This is a genomic window from Microcella daejeonensis, assembly GCF_026625045.1.
Lineage (GTDB): Bacteria > Actinomycetota > Actinomycetes > Actinomycetales > Microbacteriaceae > Microcella > Microcella daejeonensis.
The window spans coordinates 1,958,999-1,977,102 of sequence record NZ_CP113089.1; the positions used below are offsets into that span (position 1 = coordinate 1,958,999).

General features: G+C 72.7%; 19 protein-coding genes and 1 other RNA gene. 14 read left to right on the forward strand and 6 right to left on the reverse strand.

The features are described from left to right. The first annotated feature begins 142 nt into the window (after nt 1-142). From OVN18_RS09535 to OVN18_RS09560, 6 genes are all read left to right on the forward strand, one after another. Complete coding sequence (locus OVN18_RS09535) at nt 143-955, forward strand: hypothetical protein (RefSeq protein WP_267780518.1); 813 nt, start codon at nt 143-145, stop codon at nt 953-955. A 181-nt stretch (nt 956-1,136) separates the two neighbouring features. Beyond that, nucleotides 1,137-1,313: a hypothetical protein gene (locus OVN18_RS09540; RefSeq protein ID WP_267736791.1), complete on the forward strand. Its 177-nt coding sequence runs from the start codon at nt 1,137-1,139 to the stop codon at nt 1,311-1,313. Continuing rightward, a complete protein-coding gene (locus OVN18_RS09545) occupies nt 1,313-1,705 on the forward strand; it encodes a TadE/TadG family type IV pilus assembly protein (protein WP_267780520.1) in 393 nt (130 codons plus the stop codon). The genes OVN18_RS09540 and OVN18_RS09545 overlap by 1 nt, the downstream gene beginning before the upstream one ends. Nucleotides 1,706-1,733: 28 nt before the next feature. After that, complete coding sequence (locus tag OVN18_RS09550) at nt 1,734-2,237, forward strand: hypothetical protein (protein WP_267780521.1); 504 nt, start codon at nt 1,734-1,736, stop codon at nt 2,235-2,237. 5 nt (nt 2,238-2,242) lie between these two features. Next, nucleotides 2,243-2,686 (forward strand): pilus assembly protein TadG-related protein, encoded by a 444-nt coding sequence (locus OVN18_RS09555; protein ID WP_267782992.1) that lies wholly within the window; start codon nt 2,243-2,245, stop codon nt 2,684-2,686. 131 nt (nt 2,687-2,817) lie between these two features. Continuing rightward, nucleotides 2,818-3,996, forward strand: coding sequence for an SDR family NAD(P)-dependent oxidoreductase (locus OVN18_RS09560; protein ID WP_267780522.1), 1,179 nt, complete (start codon nt 2,818-2,820; stop codon nt 3,994-3,996). 38 nt (nt 3,997-4,034) lie between these two features. Here the strand turns inward: OVN18_RS09560 and OVN18_RS09565 are convergent, their stop codons facing one another. Continuing rightward, the gene (locus OVN18_RS09565; protein WP_267780524.1) at nt 4,035-5,255 is read right to left on the reverse strand and encodes an MFS transporter; all 1,221 of its coding nucleotides are present in this window, start codon (nt 5,253-5,255) and stop codon (nt 4,035-4,037) included. A gap of 58 nt (nt 5,256-5,313) precedes the next feature. Here OVN18_RS09565 and prfB point away from each other — a divergent pair, with 58 nt between their 5' ends. Then, nucleotides 5,314-6,423 (forward strand): peptide chain release factor 2, encoded by a 1,110-nt coding sequence (gene prfB / locus OVN18_RS09570; RefSeq protein ID WP_267736797.1) that lies wholly within the window; start codon nt 5,314-5,316, stop codon nt 6,421-6,423. Between the two features lie 27 nt (nt 6,424-6,450). Here prfB and OVN18_RS09575 read toward each other — a convergent pair whose 3' ends face one another. Continuing rightward, nucleotides 6,451-8,001 (reverse strand): ABC transporter transmembrane domain-containing protein, encoded by a 1,551-nt coding sequence (locus OVN18_RS09575; RefSeq protein WP_267780526.1) that lies wholly within the window; start codon nt 7,999-8,001, stop codon nt 6,451-6,453. Then, complete coding sequence (locus OVN18_RS09580; protein ID WP_267736799.1) at nt 7,998-9,110, reverse strand: DUF1611 domain-containing protein; 1,113 nt, start codon at nt 9,108-9,110, stop codon at nt 7,998-8,000. Before OVN18_RS09580 ends, OVN18_RS09575 begins: the two co-directional genes overlap by 4 nt. 202 nt (nt 9,111-9,312) lie before the next feature. On the opposite strand from OVN18_RS09580, the gene OVN18_RS09585 reads away from it, so the two are divergent. The 5 genes from OVN18_RS09585 to OVN18_RS09605 all read left to right on the forward strand — a co-directional run bounded on the left by OVN18_RS09585 (nt 9,313) and on the right by OVN18_RS09605 (nt 13,785). Continuing rightward, nucleotides 9,313-9,690, forward strand: a complete 378-nt coding sequence (locus OVN18_RS09585) for a VOC family protein (protein ID WP_267780528.1) — start codon at nt 9,313-9,315, stop codon at nt 9,688-9,690. A gap of 109 nt (nt 9,691-9,799) precedes the next feature. Continuing rightward, the gene (gene ftsE, locus OVN18_RS09590; RefSeq protein ID WP_324287700.1) at nt 9,800-10,633 is read left to right on the forward strand and encodes a cell division ATP-binding protein FtsE; all 834 of its coding nucleotides are present in this window, start codon (nt 9,800-9,802) and stop codon (nt 10,631-10,633) included. Then, complete coding sequence (ftsX, locus tag OVN18_RS09595; protein WP_267736801.1) at nt 10,630-11,544, forward strand: permease-like cell division protein FtsX; 915 nt, start codon at nt 10,630-10,632, stop codon at nt 11,542-11,544. The genes ftsE and ftsX overlap by 4 nt, the downstream gene beginning before the upstream one ends. A gap of 101 nt (nt 11,545-11,645) precedes the next feature. After that, nucleotides 11,646-12,122, forward strand: coding sequence for an SsrA-binding protein SmpB (gene smpB / locus OVN18_RS09600; protein WP_267736802.1), 477 nt, complete (start codon nt 11,646-11,648; stop codon nt 12,120-12,122). 115 nt (nt 12,123-12,237) lie between these two features. Then, nucleotides 12,238-13,785, forward strand: a complete 1,548-nt coding sequence (locus OVN18_RS09605) for an MFS transporter (protein WP_267780530.1) — start codon at nt 12,238-12,240, stop codon at nt 13,783-13,785. 16 nt (nt 13,786-13,801) lie between these two features. On the opposite strand, the gene OVN18_RS09610 is transcribed toward OVN18_RS09605, so the two are convergent. Both OVN18_RS09610 and OVN18_RS09615 read right to left on the reverse strand, forming a co-directional pair. After that, the gene (locus OVN18_RS09610) at nt 13,802-14,077 is read right to left on the reverse strand and encodes a hypothetical protein (RefSeq protein ID WP_267780531.1); all 276 of its coding nucleotides are present in this window, start codon (nt 14,075-14,077) and stop codon (nt 13,802-13,804) included. Nucleotides 14,078-14,133: 56 nt separating this feature from the next. Further along, nucleotides 14,134-14,805: an SIMPL domain-containing protein gene (locus OVN18_RS09615; RefSeq protein WP_267780532.1), complete on the reverse strand. Its 672-nt coding sequence runs from the start codon at nt 14,803-14,805 to the stop codon at nt 14,134-14,136. A 197-nt stretch (nt 14,806-15,002) separates the two neighbouring features. Here OVN18_RS09615 and ssrA point away from each other — a divergent pair. Both ssrA and OVN18_RS09625 read left to right on the forward strand, forming a co-directional pair. Next, nucleotides 15,003-15,373, forward strand: a transfer-messenger RNA (tmRNA) gene (gene ssrA, locus OVN18_RS09620). A 72-nt stretch (nt 15,374-15,445) separates the two neighbouring features. Then, nucleotides 15,446-15,820, forward strand: coding sequence for a YccF domain-containing protein (locus OVN18_RS09625; protein WP_267780534.1), 375 nt, complete (start codon nt 15,446-15,448; stop codon nt 15,818-15,820). A gap of 58 nt (nt 15,821-15,878) precedes the next feature. Here OVN18_RS09625 and OVN18_RS09630 read toward each other — a convergent pair whose 3' ends face one another. Then, complete coding sequence (locus OVN18_RS09630; RefSeq protein WP_267780535.1) at nt 15,879-18,002, reverse strand: S9 family peptidase; 2,124 nt, start codon at nt 18,000-18,002, stop codon at nt 15,879-15,881. Between the last annotated feature and the right edge of the window lie 102 nt (nt 18,003-18,104).

Below are 18,104 nucleotides of genomic sequence, written 5' to 3' on the forward strand. Positions count from 1 at the left end.
GCTCGCGCACGAGATGGACCCCCATCCCAGGACCGCCGCCGAGGTCGCCGCCGCTCGCATCTCGAACGGTGAGCCTCCTCCCCCGCCTGACCCGATAAGCGTCGAGGAGTTCGCACGGCTACTGCCGTACCGGGCGGCGCGGGTGCTTACCGCGAAAGACATCGACGACGCCCTGGATGTGGCCGTGAGCTACGCGCGCTACTGGCAGGCACCTGATGGCGAGGACGTGCTCGCCGAGCACCCTGCGGTTCGCAGCGCGCTCGAACCGATCGCTCGCTCGCTGCTCTCCAGCCCGCTCACCGCCGACTGGCCCGCGCCCGCCTCGCCTCGTCAGTGGCGCGTCGCCTGGGATGACGCGCGGCCGCGGGGGCTGCCGACCGGGTCGCTGCTGCGGGAGTGGGCCGATCGCACGCGGGCCGACGAGGTGCGATCGCGATCGGCCCGGCCCGTCGATCCTGGTGAGGGAGCGTCGGGGGAGTGGTGGTCGATCCCCGGCGGCGTTCCGAGCACCGTCGGGGTGACACCGAGGGGGTTCGACCTCGTGGAGGATCATCTCGGATGGGAGAGAGCGACGGTGATGCCGATCGCACTCGGCGAGCATCGCGTGCTCGAGCTGCGCACGGCCGAGGATTGGGCCGCGCTCTGCCGCGCGCACCCGATCGACGTCTCCGCCTCCCGACGGCACGACTGGTTCCGCACCACGGGTCGGGACGGCGCCTGGGTGCTGCCGGACTGGCAGGCCATCGCCGGGGAGTGGGATGCGATGCACCTCTCCGTCTCGGCGTACCTCGCGCTCGCGGGTCGAGTGATCCCGGTCGACGATGAGCGGGCATCCCTCATCGCCGGGTGGAGCCCCGACACGACCTTCTGGCTCACCGAGCCACCGCGGCCGGATGGGCCGGCGCAGCAGTGGCGACGGGACGACGCCGGCGGAGCATGGGCTCGCATGCGCTGACGGTGTCCGCGTGGCGCGGTCGTCGCGCCGACACGCCGTCTGCGGAGTCTGCGCGGCGGCGGGGCGCTCCGTCCACCGCGCAGGGCGGACATCGCACGCCCGATGCACTGTGGAGAGCGACCGCCCTCGCCCCCGCCCGGCCTCCATCATCCCTCTGTCACCCGGAACGGAAGGATGCGTCATGTCGCGCTGGAGCAGGATCGTGGACCGCTTGTCGACCGAGGATCGCGGGGACGTTCCCGGTTGGGTGCTCATCACGCTCATGACCGCGGGCCTCGTGATCGTGATCTGGGCGCTCGCCGGCCCGGCGCTCAGCGGCGTGTTCGAGCAGGCGATCGATCGGGTCACCGGCTTCTGATGCGCCGCTGGTCGCTCGTCGACGATCGCGGCTCGGCCCCGGTCGAGTTCACGCTCGTCGGCGTGCTGCTGACGGTGGTGACGCTCTCCGTGCTGCAGGTCGCCCTCGCCCTCCACGTGCGCTCGACCCTCATCGACGCGGCGGCCGAGGGCGCGCGGTACGCGGCGCTCGCCGACAGCTCGCTCGAGCGGGGCGTCGAGCGCAGCCGCGAGCTCATCGAGACGGCCCTCGGGCCCGGTTACGCGCGCGACATCTCCGTAGCGGTCGATGACAGCAGCGAGATCGCGATCGTGACGGTGTCGGTGCGCTCGCCGCTCCCGCTCGTCGGCCTCGCCGGCCTCGACGGAACCCTGGAGGTCTCGGGCCGTGCCGCCCTCGAGCCCCTGCGCTGAGCGGCTCCGGCCTAGGCCGCGGACTCGGTTGCGTGCCGGGGCGCGGGGGCGCCGGACGATCGCCGGCTCGCGGATCCTCGCCCGCCTGCACCGCGCCGCCCGCGCCGACGACGGCTCGGCCTCGCTCGAGTTCATCACCGCGGGTCTGCTCCTGCTCGTGCCGCTCGTCTACCTCGTTCTGACCCTCTCCGCCATCCAGTCGGCCTCGCTCGCGACGGAGGGGGCGGCCCGTCAGGCAGCGCGGGTCTACGTGCAGGCGCCGGGCGACGAGGCCGGCCGGGCCGCCGCCGCGCGGGCCCTCCAGCTGGCGCTGGACGACCACGGCGTCGAGGGGGAGCCCGCGCTGAGCATCCGGTGCGCGCCCCGCCCCGATGTCTGCCACACCCGCAGCGGCTGGGTCTCGGTCGACGTCGCGGTCGACGTGCCCCTGCCGCTCATCCCGCCGGTCCTCGACCTGCGGGTGCCGCTCTCGGTGCCGATCGAGGCGACGGCGACGCAGCAGGTCTCGCGGTTCTGGGGGTCGACTCCGTGATCGGGATGCGCAGCCGCGGCCGCGACGACGAGGGCTCGATCCTGCCGCTCGTCGCCGGGTACGGCGCGCTCGCGCTCCTCGTCGTGCTGCTCGTCACCGCGGCCACGAGCCTGTACCTCGAGCGTAAGCGCCTGCTCACCCTCGCCGACGGCGCGGCGCTCGCCGGAGCGGAGGCGTACGAGCTCACCGACCTCACCGTCGCGCCGAGCGGCGCGATCTCCCGTCCGCCGCTCGACGACGCCGCCGTGCGCGCCGTCGTCGAGCAGTACCTCGCCGAGGCCCCGGTGCAGGGCTTCGAGGGCCTTCAGCTCGAGCGCGCCGAGAGCGAGGACGGCTCGAGCGCGACCGTGAGGCTCTCGAGCTTCTGGCGCCCACCGGTGGTGACGCCGTTCGTGCCGGAGGGCATCCGCCTCGATGTGACGACCGTCGGCCGCAGCGTGCTCGGCTGAGCAGGCCGGCATCCGCGGGCATCGAGCAGCCCGGCATCCGCGGGCGTCGAGCAGCCCGGCGACAGACCCCGGCTGGGAGGAAGCCTGACCGGGAGCCAAGAGTTCCCACGGAACGCGGATAGTGTGACCTCATGGCTGAACTGGCTGGATCCTCGATCCTCATCATCGGCGCGACCGGCGGGCTCGGGCGGCACATCGCCCGGCAGCTCGCCGATGCGGGCGCGAACCTCACGCTCACCGCCCGCTCGCAGCAGGCCCTCGACGAGCTCGGTATCCCCGGCACGCACATCGCCGGCGATCTGACCGACCCCGAGCTGCCCGAGACCCTCGTCGCCCTCGCCGTCATGGCGCACGGGCGCCTCGACGGCGTCATCAACGCCGCGGGCGTCGTCGCCTTCGGCCCCGTCGCCGAGACGAGCGACGCCACGCTTGACGAGCTCTGGACCGTCAACGCCCTCGCCCCCATGCGCGTCCTCCGCGCCGCCGTGCCGGCCCTCGAGCACGCCAAGGAGGACGGCGGCACCCCCTTCATCGTCACCCTCAGCGGCGTCGTCAGCGAGAACCCGACCGCCGGCCTCGGCGCGTACTCCGCCGTCAAGACCGCCGTCGCCGCGTTCCACTCGGTCGCCGCCCGCGAGCTGCGTCGGCAGGGCATCCGCGTGATGGATGCCCGCCCCGGGCACACCGAGACCGAGCTCTCGCGGCACCCCATCGCGGGCGAGACGCCGAAGTTCCCCACCGGCTACGACCCTGCGGGCGTCGCCGCCCGCATCGTGGCGGGCATCGTGAACGACGAGAAGGATCTGCCGTCGTCGGCCTTCACCGAGATCTCCCACCCCGAGGCCCCGATGGTCGCCGCGGAGCCGGTCGAGGCCGGCCCTGACGCTCATCCGGCGGTGAAGATGGCGGCCGAGATGCCGCTCGAGGTCTCGGCCTCGGCCCCGACCGATGCTTCGGCGTCGAGCCCCGCCTCGGCGGGCAGCGCCGGCAGCCCAGCATCGGTCGACAGCCCGGCGTCGCCCGGCAGCGCCCACCCGGCCGCGAGCAGCGCCTCCGCTCCGAGCGCGCCGAGCGCCCCGACCCCCGGCAGCGCTCCGGCGCCGACCGACGACGGCGCTCCCGCTCCGGCCGAGCACGCCGAGCACATCGAAGCCGAGCAGCAGCAGCACGATGGCGGCGAGCAGCACGAGCCGGCGCAGCACGACAGCGGCGAGCAGCAGCACGACGGCAGCCAGCACGACGGCGACGAGCACCACGATGCCGAGCAGCACGGCGACCCGCAGCACGAGGGCGACCAGCACCGCGACTGACCCGCTGACGGGCGGCCCGGCATGCGGCCGGGTCGTGCCTACTCCGCGCCGGGCAGCTGCCGGGGGATGTAGTAGCCGAGCATCCCGGCCCCGATGAGGCCGACCACGCCGAAGACGCCCGCCGCGACCGCGATGCCGCCGAGCGCGGTGATGCCGGCGAGCGCGAGCGGGGCGCCGGCCGAGCCGGAGTCCATGACGAAGCGCCACGCTCCGAGGAACGGCGCCGGATTCGTGCGGCCGGCGAGGTCGCTGCCCATCGTCATGAGGATTCCCGCGCCGATGCCGTTCGCGAGCGACAGCCAGACCGCCACGGCGACGAACCACGGCACCGGGTCGGTCGAGAGGTCGGAGAGCGCGAGTCCGATGAGGCCGAGCCCGAGACCGATCATCGAGGGCACGGCCGTGTAGAGGCGGCCGAAACGGTCCATGAGCCAGCCGCCCAGGTAGAACAGGGCCACGTCGACGCCCGCCGCGATGCCGATGATGAGCGCCGTCTCGGCCTCGCCCAGCCCGATGCTGACGGCCCAGAGCGGCAGGATCACCTGACGCACGGCGCGCAGGGCCGACACCACGAGCGCGGCGGCTCCGAGCCGCGCGAGCACGCCGCGACGCTCGCCGATCGTGCGGAACACGCCCGCGGGGCTCTGGCCGCCGCCGTCGGGCGTGGAGCGGTGATGCAGGATGCGCTCGGGGTCGGGCAGGGTCACGAGGCTGAGCGCGACGAGCCCGCACATGAGCAGGGCGAACCACAGCACGGCGCCGACGTCGCCCGTCGCGGCCACGAGGGCCGCCGCGGCGAACGGGCCGAGGAAGAGCCCGAGCCGGAAGGTGCCGCCGAGGGTGGAGAGCGCGCGGGCCCGGAAGGCGGCCGGCACGACGCTCGTGAGCAGCGCGTGGCGAGCGAGCCCGAAGACCGCCGCGGCGATGCCGAGCACCGTCATGCCGAGGCCGAGCACGACCGCGGTCGGCGCCAGCAGGGCGAGCCCGATGCCGAGCGCGGCCAGCGCCGAGGCGCCGAGCATGGCGATGCGCTCGCCGATGCGGCCGACGATCCAGCCGGCGGGCACGTCGCCGATCAGCACGCCGACGAGCAGCATCGCGGCGACGACGCCGGCGCCGGAGAGGTCGGCGCCGACCCGCAGCGCGAGGGCCGGGATAAGCGGCATGATCGCGCCCTCGCCGATCGTGAAGAGCAGGGTGGGCCCGAAGGCGGGGGCGGCGATCGACCGCCACCGGAAGGGACGGTCATCGATCGGCATGGCCTCTGGATGCTACGCCCGGGTCGCGGCGTCAACCCGCGGGTAGGCTGGGCGCGACATGATCGATCTGGACTTCTCCGAGCGCATCGCCGCCGCCCGCTCCACCTTCCGCGACATCCAGTCCGTCGTCGACGTCGAGGCCCTCCGCGCCGACGTCGAGGATCTGAGCGAGCAGGCCAGCGCGCCCGACCTCTGGGACGACACCGACAAGGCGCAGAAGGTCACGAGCGCCCTCAGCCACCGGCAGACCGAGCTGCGCCGCATCGTCGAGCTCGACCAGCGCCTCGACGACCTCGACGTGCTCATCGAGATGGCCCGTGAGGCCGACGACGAGGATGCCGCTGCCGAGGTGCTCGCCGAGCTCGAGGGCATCGAGAAGACCCTCGGCGACATGGAGGTGCAGACCCTCCTCGACGGCGAGTACGACGACCGCCCCGCCGTCGTCACCATCCGCGCGGGCGCCGGAGGCGTCGACGCGGCCGACTTCGCCGACATGCTGTTCCGCATGTACCTGCGCTGGGCCGAGAAGCACGGCTACGGCGCGACCGTCATGGACACCTCCTACGCGGAGGAGGCGGGCATCAAGAGCGCGACCTTCCAGATCGACGCGCCCTACGCCTTCGGCACGCTCAGCGTCGAGGCCGGCACGCACCGCCTCGTGCGGATGAGCCCCTTCGGCGCGGCCGGCAAGCGTCAGACCAGCTTCGCGGCGGTGGAGGTCATCCCGCTCATGGAGGAGACGCTCGAGGTCGACATCCCCGAGGGCGACATCCGCGTCGACGTCTTCCGCTCCTCGGGCCCCGGCGGTCAGAGCGTCAACACCACCGACTCGGCCGTGCGCATCACCCACCTGCCGACCGGCACCGTGGTCTCGATGCAGAACGAGAAGAGCCAGATCCAGAACCGCGCCGCCGCCATGCGCGTGCTGCAGTCGCGCCTGCTGCTCATCCAGAAGGAGCAGGAGGCGGCGACCAAGAAGGAGCTCGCCGGCACCATCACCGCCAGCTGGGGCGACCAGATGCGCTCCTACGTGCTCGCGCCGTACCAGATGGTGAAGGACCTGCGCACCGAGCACGAGGTCAACAACCCCACCGCGGTCTTCGACGGCGACCTCGACGGCTTCATCGCCGCCGGCATCAAGTGGCGCAAGCGCCCGCAGGACGACTGACCCGCGGCACGGAGGCGGAACGCGCCCTCACCACCGCAGCTCGGCCTCCGAGCGTCGCGTGCCCAGCACGACGACCCCCGGATAGGCCCGGAGGGTGTCGAGGAGCGCGCCTGCGGCGTCATCGGGCAGGACCTCCAGCATCCCGTCGAGGATGAGCAGCGGAGGCTCGTCGAGCATCGCGCGCGCCGCGAGCACGATGGAGCGCTGCGCCGCGGTGAGCGGCGCCCCGCCCTCCCGCAGACGCGTGCGGATGCCGTCGGGGAGTCCGTCCGGATCGAGGCCGAGCCGACGCAGCATCGCCTCGGCGGATTCCGCGGGGAGTCGCGGACGGCGGTAGGTCACCGCGCGCGCGAGGGGGCCGCGCTCGATCAGCCATCCCGACCGTCCCGCACCGACGAGCCGGCGGCGTCGGCGCTCGCTCATCGCCGCGATCGGGTCGCCGCCAATGCGGACGGCATCGCGCCGGCCGGCACCCGACGCGGCGTCGACGAGGACGTCGAGCAGCGCCCCGTCCTCGTGCGGGTCGAGGCGCACGCGCGTGCGGGGAGGCCACCGCACCGTCCGCCCGCCCACGGCGACCTCGACGACCGGACCGTCGTCGGCCGTGTCGGCGCCGTCGGCGCCGTCGGCCGTCGGCGCGGAACCCTCGATGGCAGCGGCCTCCTCCGCGAGGGCGGGTTCGATCATCCTGCGCGCCGCCCGGAAGTTCTGCCGGTACTCGACGCTCCGCCCCAGATCGGCCAACGGGGTCGCGAGCAGCCCCGTGAGGGTGAGCGCCGATCCGATCGTCGCGAGCTCGAGCCCGACTCCGGTGCCGACGACGACGACCGAGATGGTCGCGGCCGAGGCGGCGGCGAGGACGAGGGCGCGCATCGCGCCGACCGCGGAGGCGCGATGGATCGACGCGGACATCACGAGCTCACCCGCCCGTCCGACGCGGGCGACCTCCCGCTCGATCCCGCCGCCGGCGGCGACGGAGGGAGCGGCGCGCGCGGAATCCGCGACCAGGGCGGCGAGTCGGCCTCGCAGCGTGCGCACCGCCCGCGCCCGGGCGAGGATCGCGCCGGCGATGACGACGACCGCGCACCCGGTGAGCGCGAGGAGACCGGCGACGACGCCCCCCAATCGGGCATCGAGCACGAGGAGGAACACGGTGGCTCCGACGACGAGCGGCGTCGCCGTCACGAGAGGTGCGATGCCCTGCGCGATCCACATCCTCACCGCGGCGAGATCGTTGCTCGTGCGGGTCACGAGCACCCCGAGCGAGCCTCGCCGATCGGGTCGCAGCATGCTCCGGACGAGCCCCCGACGAAGATCCATCACGAAGGACTGCCCGAGTCGCTCGCCCAGCACGCGCTCCGCGTATCGGGCGGCCGCGATCCCGCCGAAGGCGAGGAGGAGCCCCGCCGTCATCGCGACGCCGGGCGGCCCCCCTGCCGCCAGCGCCTGCCCGACGCCGATCGCGGCGACCACGGCCAGTGCGGAGGAGACCAGCCCGACCACCACGAGTGCGCCGAACACCGCGCGGCGTCCGCCGACGAGCAGGCGCGGCCAGGGGCTCGTCGAGGCGCGCGTCACGCCGAGGCTCCGCTCCCCATGGTGAGCGCGCGAGCGACGTCGGCCTCGCGGAGGTGATCGGTCGCCACGATGGGCGTCGTCGTCGCCCGTCGGGCCTCGGCGACGGCGAGGGGCGACGAGGTGAGAACCCCCGTGACCGCGCTGATGGGCATCCCGAGCGCGGTGAGCTGCTCGATGGCGGCGAGGGCGCCGAGGGCATCCTGCGCGGCGAAGACCACGCTGGAGATGACGCGCGCGAAGACCGGATCGGCGATGAGATCGGCGGTCTCCGTGTGCAGGATGCCGTCGGCGACCTCGATGAGGATCACGTCGGGCTCGTCGGCGGCCAGCTCCGCCACCATCGAGGCGAACAGGTCCCGGATGCGGTCGGTGCCCGCGCCGAACGTCGTCGGCAGGCCGAAATCGGTGAAGTCGAGCGCGCGCCGCGCACCGAAGTCGCGGAAGCGGTGCGGGTCGTTGCCCGAGCACGTTCCGGTGGCCTTCCCCGCCGCCACCACCAGTCCTGCGGCCGACAGCCCGCCGGCCAGGCTCGCGAGCGCCGTCGTCTTGCCCGAGTTCATCGCGGAACCGAGGACGGCGATCACGGGAGGGAGCGCGCTCGGCGTCACGCGGTGCGCGTCGACGACGGCGTGCGGCGCCGCACGGTCGAGACGCAGACGGCCGTGCGCATCGCCCAGCACGCCGAGAGGGGTGATCGAGGTGGCGGCCGCGATGCTGTCGTGCTGCTCCTGGACGAGCGCGGCGAGGCCGCCGCCGGCGACGAGGTGGCACGGCTCGAGCGTGTCGGGCACGATCGCGAGGAACTGGTCGCTCGCGTACCGGTTGCCGTAGAGCACGATGATCTCATCGCCGGGCAGGATCGTCTGGCGGCGCGAATCGACCCCCTCGAGCCGACGGTGCTGGCCGATCTCCTCGACCCGGGCGAGCACGACGTCGCCCGCTCGAGGGGCGAGGCCGTCGTCCGCCAGGAGGACGAGATCGTCGCGCCCGAGGAGCGGGACATGACGGGTCGAGTAGGCGCGCTTCGCCCGCTCGACACGGGCTCGCGCGATCGGGGCGCCGGTCTCGACGGGCGCGGCCTGTGCGGTCTCCAGTGCGGTGATGGTCATCGTGCGTCCTCTCTCGTCTCCCGCCGTCCTTCGGCGACGAGGTCGAGTCCATCGATCGCCGATTGCAGAGACGTGAGATCACCATGAGCGGACTGTCATCTGCGTCCCATGCTCCGGTCATGCGGCCATGACGGATCGCCGCCGCCGCGTGCTCCTCGCCCGCACCCTTTACGACCGCCGCGCCCGCCCCTAGGGTGGCGCCATGGTGCGCGCTGAGATCGTCGAGATCCCCGTGGCCGACCTCGTGCAGGCGGCCGCCTTCTACTCCGCCGTGTTCGACGTCGACCTCGTCATCGAGACCATCGGGGGACTGACGATGGCCTTCTTCCCCGATGAGCCGGGCGCCACCGGGGGAGCGGTCGCGCTCTGCGCGGGCGACGGCTACCGGCCGAGCGGCCTGGGAGTGCGCACTTTCCTGCGCATCGACGACGTGGATGCCGTACTCGCGCGCGCGCTCGAAGCAGGTGCCCAGCTCGTCGCCGAGCCGGTCGAGATGCCGGGCTGGGGGCGCTTCGCCGAGTTCAGCGATCCCGAGGGCACGGTCGTCGGCATCGTGCAGCTCGAGCAGCCCGCGGCCTGAGCGGCCGGGCCGCGCGCCGCGCGGGACGGCACGGCGCGAGTCCATGAGGCTCCGGCGTTCCGGGTGTCGCTGCGCGGGCATCCCGAACCCCGACCTAGGCTGACCGGCGATGATTCGATTCGATGAGGTCACCAAGGTCTACCGCGGCAACTCCAAGCCCGCGCTCAACGGCGTGAGCATCGAGGTGCTGGGCGGTGAGTTCGTGTTCCTCGTGGGCGCCTCGGGCTCGGGCAAGAGCTCGTTCCTGCGGCTCGTGCTCAAGGAGGACAGGCCGAACGCGGGGCAGATCCACGTTCTGGGGCAGGATCTCGGGCGAATCTCGACCCGCAAGGTGCCGTTCTTCCGCCGCAACATCGGCGTCGTCTTCCAGGACTTCCGGCTGCTGCCGAACAAGACCGTCACCGACAACGTGGCCTTCACCCTGCAGGTGATCGGCAAGAGCAAGGGCTTCATCAGCGAGGTCGTGCCCGACACGCTCGCGATGGTCGGCCTCGAGGGCAAGGGCGGGCGCTTTCCGCACGAGCTGTCGGGCGGCGAGCAGCAGCGCGTCGCCATCGCCCGCGCCGTCGTCAACAAGCCGGCCATCCTGCTCGCCGACGAGCCGACCGGCAACCTCGACCCCACGACGAGCCTCGGCATCATGACCCTGCTCGAGCGCATCAACCAGAACGGCACGACCGTCGTCATGGCCACGCACGACGCGGGCATCGTCGACCGGCTGCAGCGCCGCGTCATCGAGCTCGTCGGCGGCCGCGTCATCCGCGACGAGCGCGGCGGCACCTACGTCACGCAGGCGGTGCCGACCATCCGGCAGGATGCCCCCTCCGGGTCGTCCCCCTCCATCCAGCTCGACCCGCAGGCCGCGCCCGCGGCCTCCCCGTACGCCCGGCCCGCCGACGCGCCGGCGACCACCCCCTACTGGGGCGCGGAGGGCACCCGATGAGATTCGGCTTCGTCATGTCGGAGGTCGGTCAGGGCCTGCGCCGCAACCTCTCGATGGTGATCTCCGTCGTGCTGGTCACCTTCATCTCGCTGACCTTCGTCGGCACGGCCATCCTGCTGCAGGCGCAGATCAACCAGATGAAGTCGTACTGGTACGACCGCGCGCAGGTCGCCGTGTACATGTGCACCGAGTTCTCCACCGCCGGCGGCTGCGACACGCAGGCCGCGACGCCCGACCAGATCGCGCAGGTCGAGGCGCAGCTCGAGTCGGAGACGCTCGCGCCCTTCATCGAGGACTTCTACTTCGAGGATCGCGACCTCGCCTTCGCGAACTTCCAGGAGCAGTTCGAGGGCAACGCGATCGCCGATCTCGTCACGCCCGAGCTGCTGCCCGAGGCGTTCTGGGTGAACCTCGCCGACCCGACGCAGACCGAGATCCTGGAGGACGCGCTCACGGGCATCGCCGGCCTCGAGAGCGTGGTCGACCAGCGCAGCTACCTGGAGGGCATCTTCGACATCCTGAACGCCTCGAGCTTCACGGCCATCGGCATCGCGGCCCTCATGCTCGTGGCGGCCGCCCTGCTCATCTCGACGACGATCCGGCTGAGCGCCTTCTCGCGGCGGCGGGAGCTCGGCATCATGCGCCTCGTCGGCGCCTCGAACCGCTTCATCCAGACGCCGTTCATCATCGAGGGCGTCGTGGCGGCGCTGCTCGGCTCGATCATGGCGGGCGGTGCGGTCGTCGCGATCGTGCACTTCTTCGTGCAGGGCTACCTGTCGCAGACGCTGCCGACGACGAGCTTCGTGACCCTCGAGGATGCCCTGCTCGTGGTGCCCGTGCTGCTGGGCGCGGGAGCCGTGCTCGCGGCGCTCTCGGCGAACGTCGCGATCACGCGCTACCTGCGCGTGTAGCGCGGCGGGGGCTCGCGCGGCGCGCCGACTCCCCGTCGGATATGCTGGAGGGCTGCCGCGGCCCGCGGCGAGCATCCATCGATACCGGCCGGAGGTGAATCGTGCCCAAGGAGACGGGCGAGAAGGTCGTCGCGACCAACCGCAAAGCGCGCTACGACTACACCATCGAGGACACTTACGAGGCCGGGCTCGTGCTGAGCGGCTCCGAGGTGAAGTCGCTGCGCATGGGGCGCGCGAGCCTCGTCGACGGCTACGGCTTCATCGACGGCGGTGAGGCCTGGCTCGACGCCGTGCACATCCCCGAGTACACGCAGGCCACGTGGACGAACCACCCGCCGCGGCGCAAGCGCAAGATGCTGCTGCACAAGGCGCAGATCATCAAGATCAGCCAGAAGACGCAGGAGGGCGGGTACACGCTCGTGCCCCTGCGCATCTACTTCGTCGACGGCCGCGCGAAGGTCGAGCTCGCCGTCGCCAAGGGCAAGCGCGAGTACGACAAGCGGCACACGCTGCGTGAGAAGCAGGACAAGCGCGAGGCCGAGCGGGCCATGCGCTCGCGCAACCGCCTCGGCGACTAGCGCGGCCCGCGCGGCGCGCTCGGGCGACTCGGGCGCGCAGGGCTCCTGCGTGCGCGCTCGGAACCCCGCGGCCTCGGAGCGGCAGTCCAGCGGGCCGGGCGTAGGCTCACGGTTCGTGACTCACCGCCCTGCCGAGACCGACGACGCCCCCGACTCCGAGGCCCCCGACTCCGCCGCGATCGGGGAGGACGGCTACACCGACCGCACCCGCTGGCAGGCCTTCGCCGTCGCGGTGGCGGTCGCCTCGCTCACCATCCTCGACCTCTCGAAGGTCAACGTCGGCATCCCGGCGATCGAGCTCGCCTTCGGCGCGGGGCCGACCGAGATCCAGCTCATCGTCGCGGGCTACGTGCTCGCCTTCGGCATCGTGCTCGTCCCGGCCGGGCGGCTCGGCGACCTCAGCTCGCGCCGGCGCCTGTTCCTCATCGGGCTCGTCGTGTTCCTGCTGGCGAGCCTGTTCTGCGCCATCGCGCCGACCGTCGAGCTGCTCGCGGCCTCGCGCATCCTGCAGGGCGTGTCGGCGGGACTGCTCATGCCGCAGGTGCTGGGACTCATCCAGCAGCTCTTCACCGGCGCGGCCCGCGGCCGGGCCTTCGGCGTCTTCGGCGCCGTGATCGGGCTCGCCACGGCCTTCGGCCCCACCCTCGGCGGCCTGCTCATCGGCGTCGGCGGCCCGGAGGACGGCTTGCGGCTGATCTTCTGGATGAACGTGCCGCTCGTGCTGCTGCTGTTTCCCTTCGCCTACAAGCTGCTGCCGCGCACGCAGCCGACGACGGGAGCGGCGAAGGACCTCGACCTCATCGGCACCGCCCTCCTCGGCGGCACCGTGCTGAGCCTCATGCTGCCCTTCGTGCTCACGACGGGCGCCCCGAGCGACGATCCGGCGCGCTGGTGGTGGCTCGCGGTGTTCGCGGGCCTCGCCACGGTCTTCGTGCTCTGGGAGCGCCGGTACACCGCGGGCGGGCGCACGGCGATCGTCGACTTCGCGCTGTTCCGCATCGGCGGGTACCGCAACGGCATCCTCATCTCGACGTTCTACTTCGCGGCGATGCCGGCGACCTTCCTCACGCTCTCGCTGTTCCTGCAGTTCGGCCTCGGCCTCGAGCCGGTCTACGCGGGCATGGTGACCATCCCCTTCGCCCTCGCCTCGGCCGTGACCAGCTGGTACAGCGGCAAGGTCGTCACCACCTACGGGCGCTCGATCGTCGTGCTCGGCCTGTTCGGCGTGGTGATCGGCTTCGGCGGCGTGCTCGCCTCGGCCTTCCTGCTGCCGGCGGCGGTCTCGCCCTGGGTGATCGCGGCCTTCATGACGATCGCGGGAGCGGGCGGCGGCGCGGTCATCGCCCCGAACCAGACGCTCACCCTCGCCGACGTGCCGGTCACCTCCGGCGGCGTCGCCGGCTCGATCGGTCAGGTCGGCCAGCGCGTCGGCACCGCGGTCGGCATCGCGGCGGCCACGGCGGCCTTCTACGTGACGATCTACGCCGAGGAGGGCAGCGTCGGCGAGCTCATGCTCTACCAGGACGCCTTCCGCAACGCGGCCCTCGTCATCCTGACCTTCGTCGGCCTGGCTCTGCTGCTCGCGCTCGTCGACCTGCGCGGGCGCAAGGCCGGCACGCTCGAGAACACGCCGAGCGCCACCGAGGGGCTGCCGCAGGACTAGACGCTGCGCGCGCCGGCTACAGCTGCGGCCGCCGCATCGGTGCGTCGAGCCCGACGGTGACGGTGATGCGGGCGGCGAGCTGCGCCAGCTCCGATTCGGGATGCCCCTCCAGGGCGTCGTCGAACCAGTGGCGCCACACCTGCCGCACGTCGTCGGCCGTCAGCGGCGCCCGTCGCGCGCGCTGCACCAGATCCTCCGCCTCGGGCGCGTACTCGTCCGTCGGCATGCCGTCGACCCCGGGGGCGAGCCCGCTGAGGTCGGCGCGGGCCAGCAGCCGCGTCACCCGCTCCACGGCACCATGCTGCTCGGGCGTCGGACGCGGCCGACGCAGCGGCTGCCGCCGCTCGCTCATCGCGCGGCGAAGCGCGCGTCGACGGCCGCCTCGATGACGATCGGCTCGGGGCGCAGCGAGATGCCGGGGGAGCGGGGGTCGCCGCCCATCATCGCGATGCGCGAGAGGTGCGGGGTGGGGCCCTCGCCCTGACCCTGGTCGCCGAGCATGCCGGGGTCGGCGAGGGCGAGGGCGGTGACGCTCCCGAGCCCGATGCTCTGGGCGAAGACCGTGGCCTTCGTCACGGCGTCCTTCACGGCGCGCGAGCGCACCTCGGTGAGCACGGCGGTGCGGCGGCCCTCGCCGAGCATCCATTCGATGCCGTCGATCGTGGCCAGCGGCTCGGCCGCGAGGGCGTCGACGAGGCCGGGCAGGGCGTCGAGGCCGGAGACGGTGGCGCGGCCGCCGACGCTCGCGCGGTGCACGAGGGGCAGCTGCTCGCCGGTGCTGCTCCAGGGGCGCTGGCCGGCGACGCTCACGCGGTCGGTCGACCAGGCGGCGACGGGGCCGGTCTGCGGGTCGTGGTGGTCGCGCAGCACGGCGGAGATGCGCTCGAGCGCGGCGGCGACGTCGGCGACGACGGGCTCGCGCTCGGAGCCGTCGCCCGCGAGCGTGAAGGTGAGCACGGCCCGCTCGGGCGCGTACTCGCCGCGGGCGGAGCCCTGCACGGTGATGATCGTCTCGGGCATTCCGGGCTCCCTGGGGCTCATTGTCAGCGGTGGCCTATACTGTAGGGCTGCACTCGAAACAGTGCATGGGCGTCGGCACCGGGTTACTGGCTGGCCGGCGATCACAACTCCACAGTGCGTGACAGCGACCCACTCATCGCGTGTCTCATCCGTGCGCCCGTTCGCGGGCGGCCGGGGGAGCAGGCGAGGGTGTCCGCGGGGATGATCGGTTTCGACACTGCCTGCGACACTGTGAGAAGCGGGTCGAGGATGCAGGGTTATCTCGTAAACGATCTCTGCAAACAACAGGTGCCGATGCTAAGCGCACCGACTTCGCTCTCGCCGCCTAAGGCAGAGTAGAAAGTCCGTCAGTCCGGGTATGCCTCCGCCCCGGGTCCTGGCGTCATCAAGGAGGATTGCTGCGTGTGCGCGTCTCAGGAGCACGCGGGACTTTCACTGAGGCTGGGCTCGTCGGTGTAGGGGTCTGCAACAAACACCGGAGCCGAGCAGAACGTCTCAGCAGACTACGCCCGTAGAAGGCACAGGCTCTCAGTAGTGGACGGGGGTTCAATTCCCCCCATCTCCACCATGGTCGCTGTCACGCACTGAGGAACCTCTCCCGTCGAGCTCTCATCGCCGTGCCTGCCAGACTGGCGCGACCATGCGCACTCTTCTCAACATCATCTGGCTCGTGCTCTCGGGCTTCTGGCTGTTCCTCGGCTACGCCCTCGCCGCGCTCGTGATGTGCATCCTCATCATCACGATCCCGTGGGGCATCGCCGCCTGGCGCATCGCCGTCTACTCGCTCTGGCCCTTCGGGCGCGACGTCGTCGACAAGCCCACCGCGGGCGGCTTCTCGCTCATCGGCAACATCGTCTGGGTCGTGCTCGCCGGGTGGTGGCTCGCCCTCGGCCACATCGTCTCCGCCGTCGCGCTCGCCATCACGATCATCGGTATCCCGTTCGCGATCGCCAACATCAAGATGGTGCCGGTCGCGCTGGTGCCGCTCGGCAAGCAGATCGTCGAGCGGCGCTAGGCCCGCGCCGGGCATCCACCCCCGAAGACAGGGCGGGATGCCCGGCGCGCGCCGCCGATCAGCCGATGTTCGCCGGGCGCTTCCAGTCGGCGCCGAGCACGTGCTGGTCGAGGAACGCGAACACCGTCTCGTACCAGACCACCGCGTGCTGCGGCTTGAGGATCCAGTGGTTCTCGTCCGGGAAGTACAGGAACTTGTGGACGGTCGAACCGTCGTCGGCGCTGTGGTGCGCGTTGAGCTCGGACCACAGGCGCAGGCTCTCGCCGATCGGCACGCGGTAGTCGCGGTCGCCGTGGATGACGAGCATCGGCGTCACGATGTCGGCCACCGCGTGGTGCGGCGAGTTGGCGTCGAGGCCCTCGGGGGTGAAGATGCTCGTCCAGTAGGAGGAGTTGTCGGTCGTGCCGCCGAACTGGTCCATCGCCCACAGGCTCGCGTGGCTGACGATCGCGCGGAACCGGTCGGTGTGCCCGGCGACCCAGTTGGCCATGTAGCCGCCGAACGAGCCGCCCATCGCCGCCGTGCGGGTCTCGTCGATCTCGGGCCGCCGCTCGACCGCGTCGGTGATCGCCATCAGGTCGGTGAAGGGCTTCTCGCCCCACGAGTTCCAGCCGCGGGCGATGAAGTCGAGGCCGTAGCCGGTCGACAGCGCCGGGTCGGGCAGCAGCACGGCGTAGCCGCGGGCGACGGCGAGCTGCGGCGCCCAGCGCCAGCTCCACGCGTTCCAGCTGTTGAGGGGGCCGCCGTGGATCCAGAGCAGCAGGGGCGCGGGATGCTCCGCACTGGCCCCCTCGGGGGTGAGCAGCCAACCGCGCACGCGCGACCCGTCCGCAGCCAGCGTGTCGACCTCGGTCATCGTGCCGACCTCGGGCGTCGGAGCGGCGGGGCTCGCGAGCGCGCTCACCTCGCCCGTTCCGGCGTCGATGCGCACGGGGTGCGCCGGGGCCTGCCACGAGGAGCGCAGGGCGACGATGTCGCCGGTCGCGGCATCCACCTGGAGCCCCGTGTACGAGAAGTGGTCGTGCGTCAGCTGCTCGACCGCACCGCCATCGGTCGGCACGCGGAATACCGGGCCGCGGCCGTCGTGGTCGGCCGCCACGACGAGCGAGGCGCCGTCGGGGGCGAAGCGGAACTCGGCGGGCCAGTGGTCCCAGCCCTCGGCGAGGCGGCGCGGGTTCGAGCCGTCGACGCCGGCGATCCACAGCTCCTGATCGCCGGGGCCCTCGGGGGTGCTGAACGGCGCGCGCAGGTAGGCCAGTGCCGTGCCGTCGCGGCTGATCGTCGGGTACTCGTAGTGCACGCCCTCCTCGCCGAGGAGGGTGCGGCGCTCGCCCGTCGCGACGTCGATCGCGACGATCTCGAAGCGGGGCAGGCCCCGGCTCGGCACGCGGAGGGCGGCGATGAGGGTGCGGCCGTCGGGGGTGAGCGCCTGGCCCGCCGTGTCGGCGCTGCGGCCGGGCCGCGGGGTGAGGTCGCGCGGCGCCGGCAGGTGCGCGGGGTACGGGGTCGGGGCATCGCCGTCGGTCGCGCCGGTCGCGCCGGTCTCGTCGCGCGCGTCGGCGGCGGGGGAGCGGTCGGGCAGTGCGTCGGCGAGGCCCTCGAGGTCGAGGGCGAGCAGGTGCGGCTCGGCCGGGCCGAGGTCGTGGTCCCAATACCGCACGGGGTAGGTCTCGTGCAGGATCGCGGCGACCTTCTTCTCGCTGCGTTCGGCCCGCGCGGCGGCGTCGTCCTCGACGCCGGTCGAGCTCGGCAGCAGGTCGGCGGCGATGACGATCGTGTCGGCCTCGAGCGCGGTCGCGGCGACGCCGCTCACCCCGCCGCCGAGCCGGGTGATCGCGCGGGCCTCGCCGCCCCCGGCGGGCAGCAGCCAGAGCTGGCTGGCGTCGTGCTCCTTCTCGGCCTCCGCATCGGGGCGGCCGGAGACGAAGAGCGCGTCGCCGTCGCGGGTGAATGCGACACCGGCCTCGCCCTTCGCGGAGCGGGTCAGGCGGCGGGGCGCGCCCTCGCCGCGGGCGGGCACCTGCCACAGCGCCCGCTCGTAGCGGGTGCCGTCGGCGGAGAGCGTCGCGACGGTGAGCACGACGCGCTCGCCGTCGGGCGAGAGCGCGAGGCCCTCCACGCGCGGCAGCGCGATGTAGCGATCGAGGGAGTGGAACGGAGTCGAGGTCGTCGAATCGGTCATCCCTCGACCGTATCGGCGCGGGCTGGGCGGCGTCGCCGAGCGCGCGCAGGGCATCCATCCGATCGCAAGTGTCAATGATTCTTGACACCATGTGCGATCTGC

Excerpts from the sequence above, each read along its gene's own strand:
- OVN18_RS09540 (WP_267736791.1), top strand. The coding sequence starts at position 1,137 with ATGTCGCGCTGGAGCAGGATCGTGGACCGCTTGTCGACCGAGGATCGC.
- OVN18_RS09545 (WP_267780520.1), top strand. The coding sequence starts at position 1,313 with ATGCGCCGCTGGTCGCTCGTCGACGATCGCGGCTCGGCCCCGGTCGAG.
- OVN18_RS09555 (WP_267782992.1), top strand. The coding sequence starts at position 2,243 with ATGCGCAGCCGCGGCCGCGACGACGAGGGCTCGATCCTGCCGCTCGTC.
- OVN18_RS09560 (WP_267780522.1), top strand. The coding sequence starts at position 2,818 with ATGGCTGAACTGGCTGGATCCTCGATCCTCATCATCGGCGCGACCGGC.
- OVN18_RS09565 (WP_267780524.1), bottom strand. The coding sequence starts at position 5,255 with ATGCCGATCGATGACCGTCCCTTCCGGTGGCGGTCGATCGCCGCCCCC.
- prfB (WP_267736797.1), top strand. The coding sequence starts at position 5,314 with ATGATCGATCTGGACTTCTCCGAGCGCATCGCCGCCGCCCGCTCCACC.
- OVN18_RS09580 (WP_267736799.1), bottom strand. The coding sequence starts at position 9,110 with ATGACCATCACCGCACTGGAGACCGCACAGGCCGCGCCCGTCGAGACC.
- OVN18_RS09585 (WP_267780528.1), top strand. The coding sequence starts at position 9,313 with ATGGTGCGCGCTGAGATCGTCGAGATCCCCGTGGCCGACCTCGTGCAG.
- ftsE (WP_324287700.1), top strand. The coding sequence starts at position 9,800 with ATGATTCGATTCGATGAGGTCACCAAGGTCTACCGCGGCAACTCCAAG.
- ftsX (WP_267736801.1), top strand. The coding sequence starts at position 10,630 with ATGAGATTCGGCTTCGTCATGTCGGAGGTCGGTCAGGGCCTGCGCCGC.
- OVN18_RS09615 (WP_267780532.1), bottom strand. The coding sequence starts at position 14,805 with ATGCCCGAGACGATCATCACCGTGCAGGGCTCCGCCCGCGGCGAGTAC.
- OVN18_RS09625 (WP_267780534.1), top strand. The coding sequence starts at position 15,446 with ATGCGCACTCTTCTCAACATCATCTGGCTCGTGCTCTCGGGCTTCTGG.
- OVN18_RS09630 (WP_267780535.1), bottom strand. The coding sequence starts at position 18,002 with ATGACCGATTCGACGACCTCGACTCCGTTCCACTCCCTCGATCGCTAC.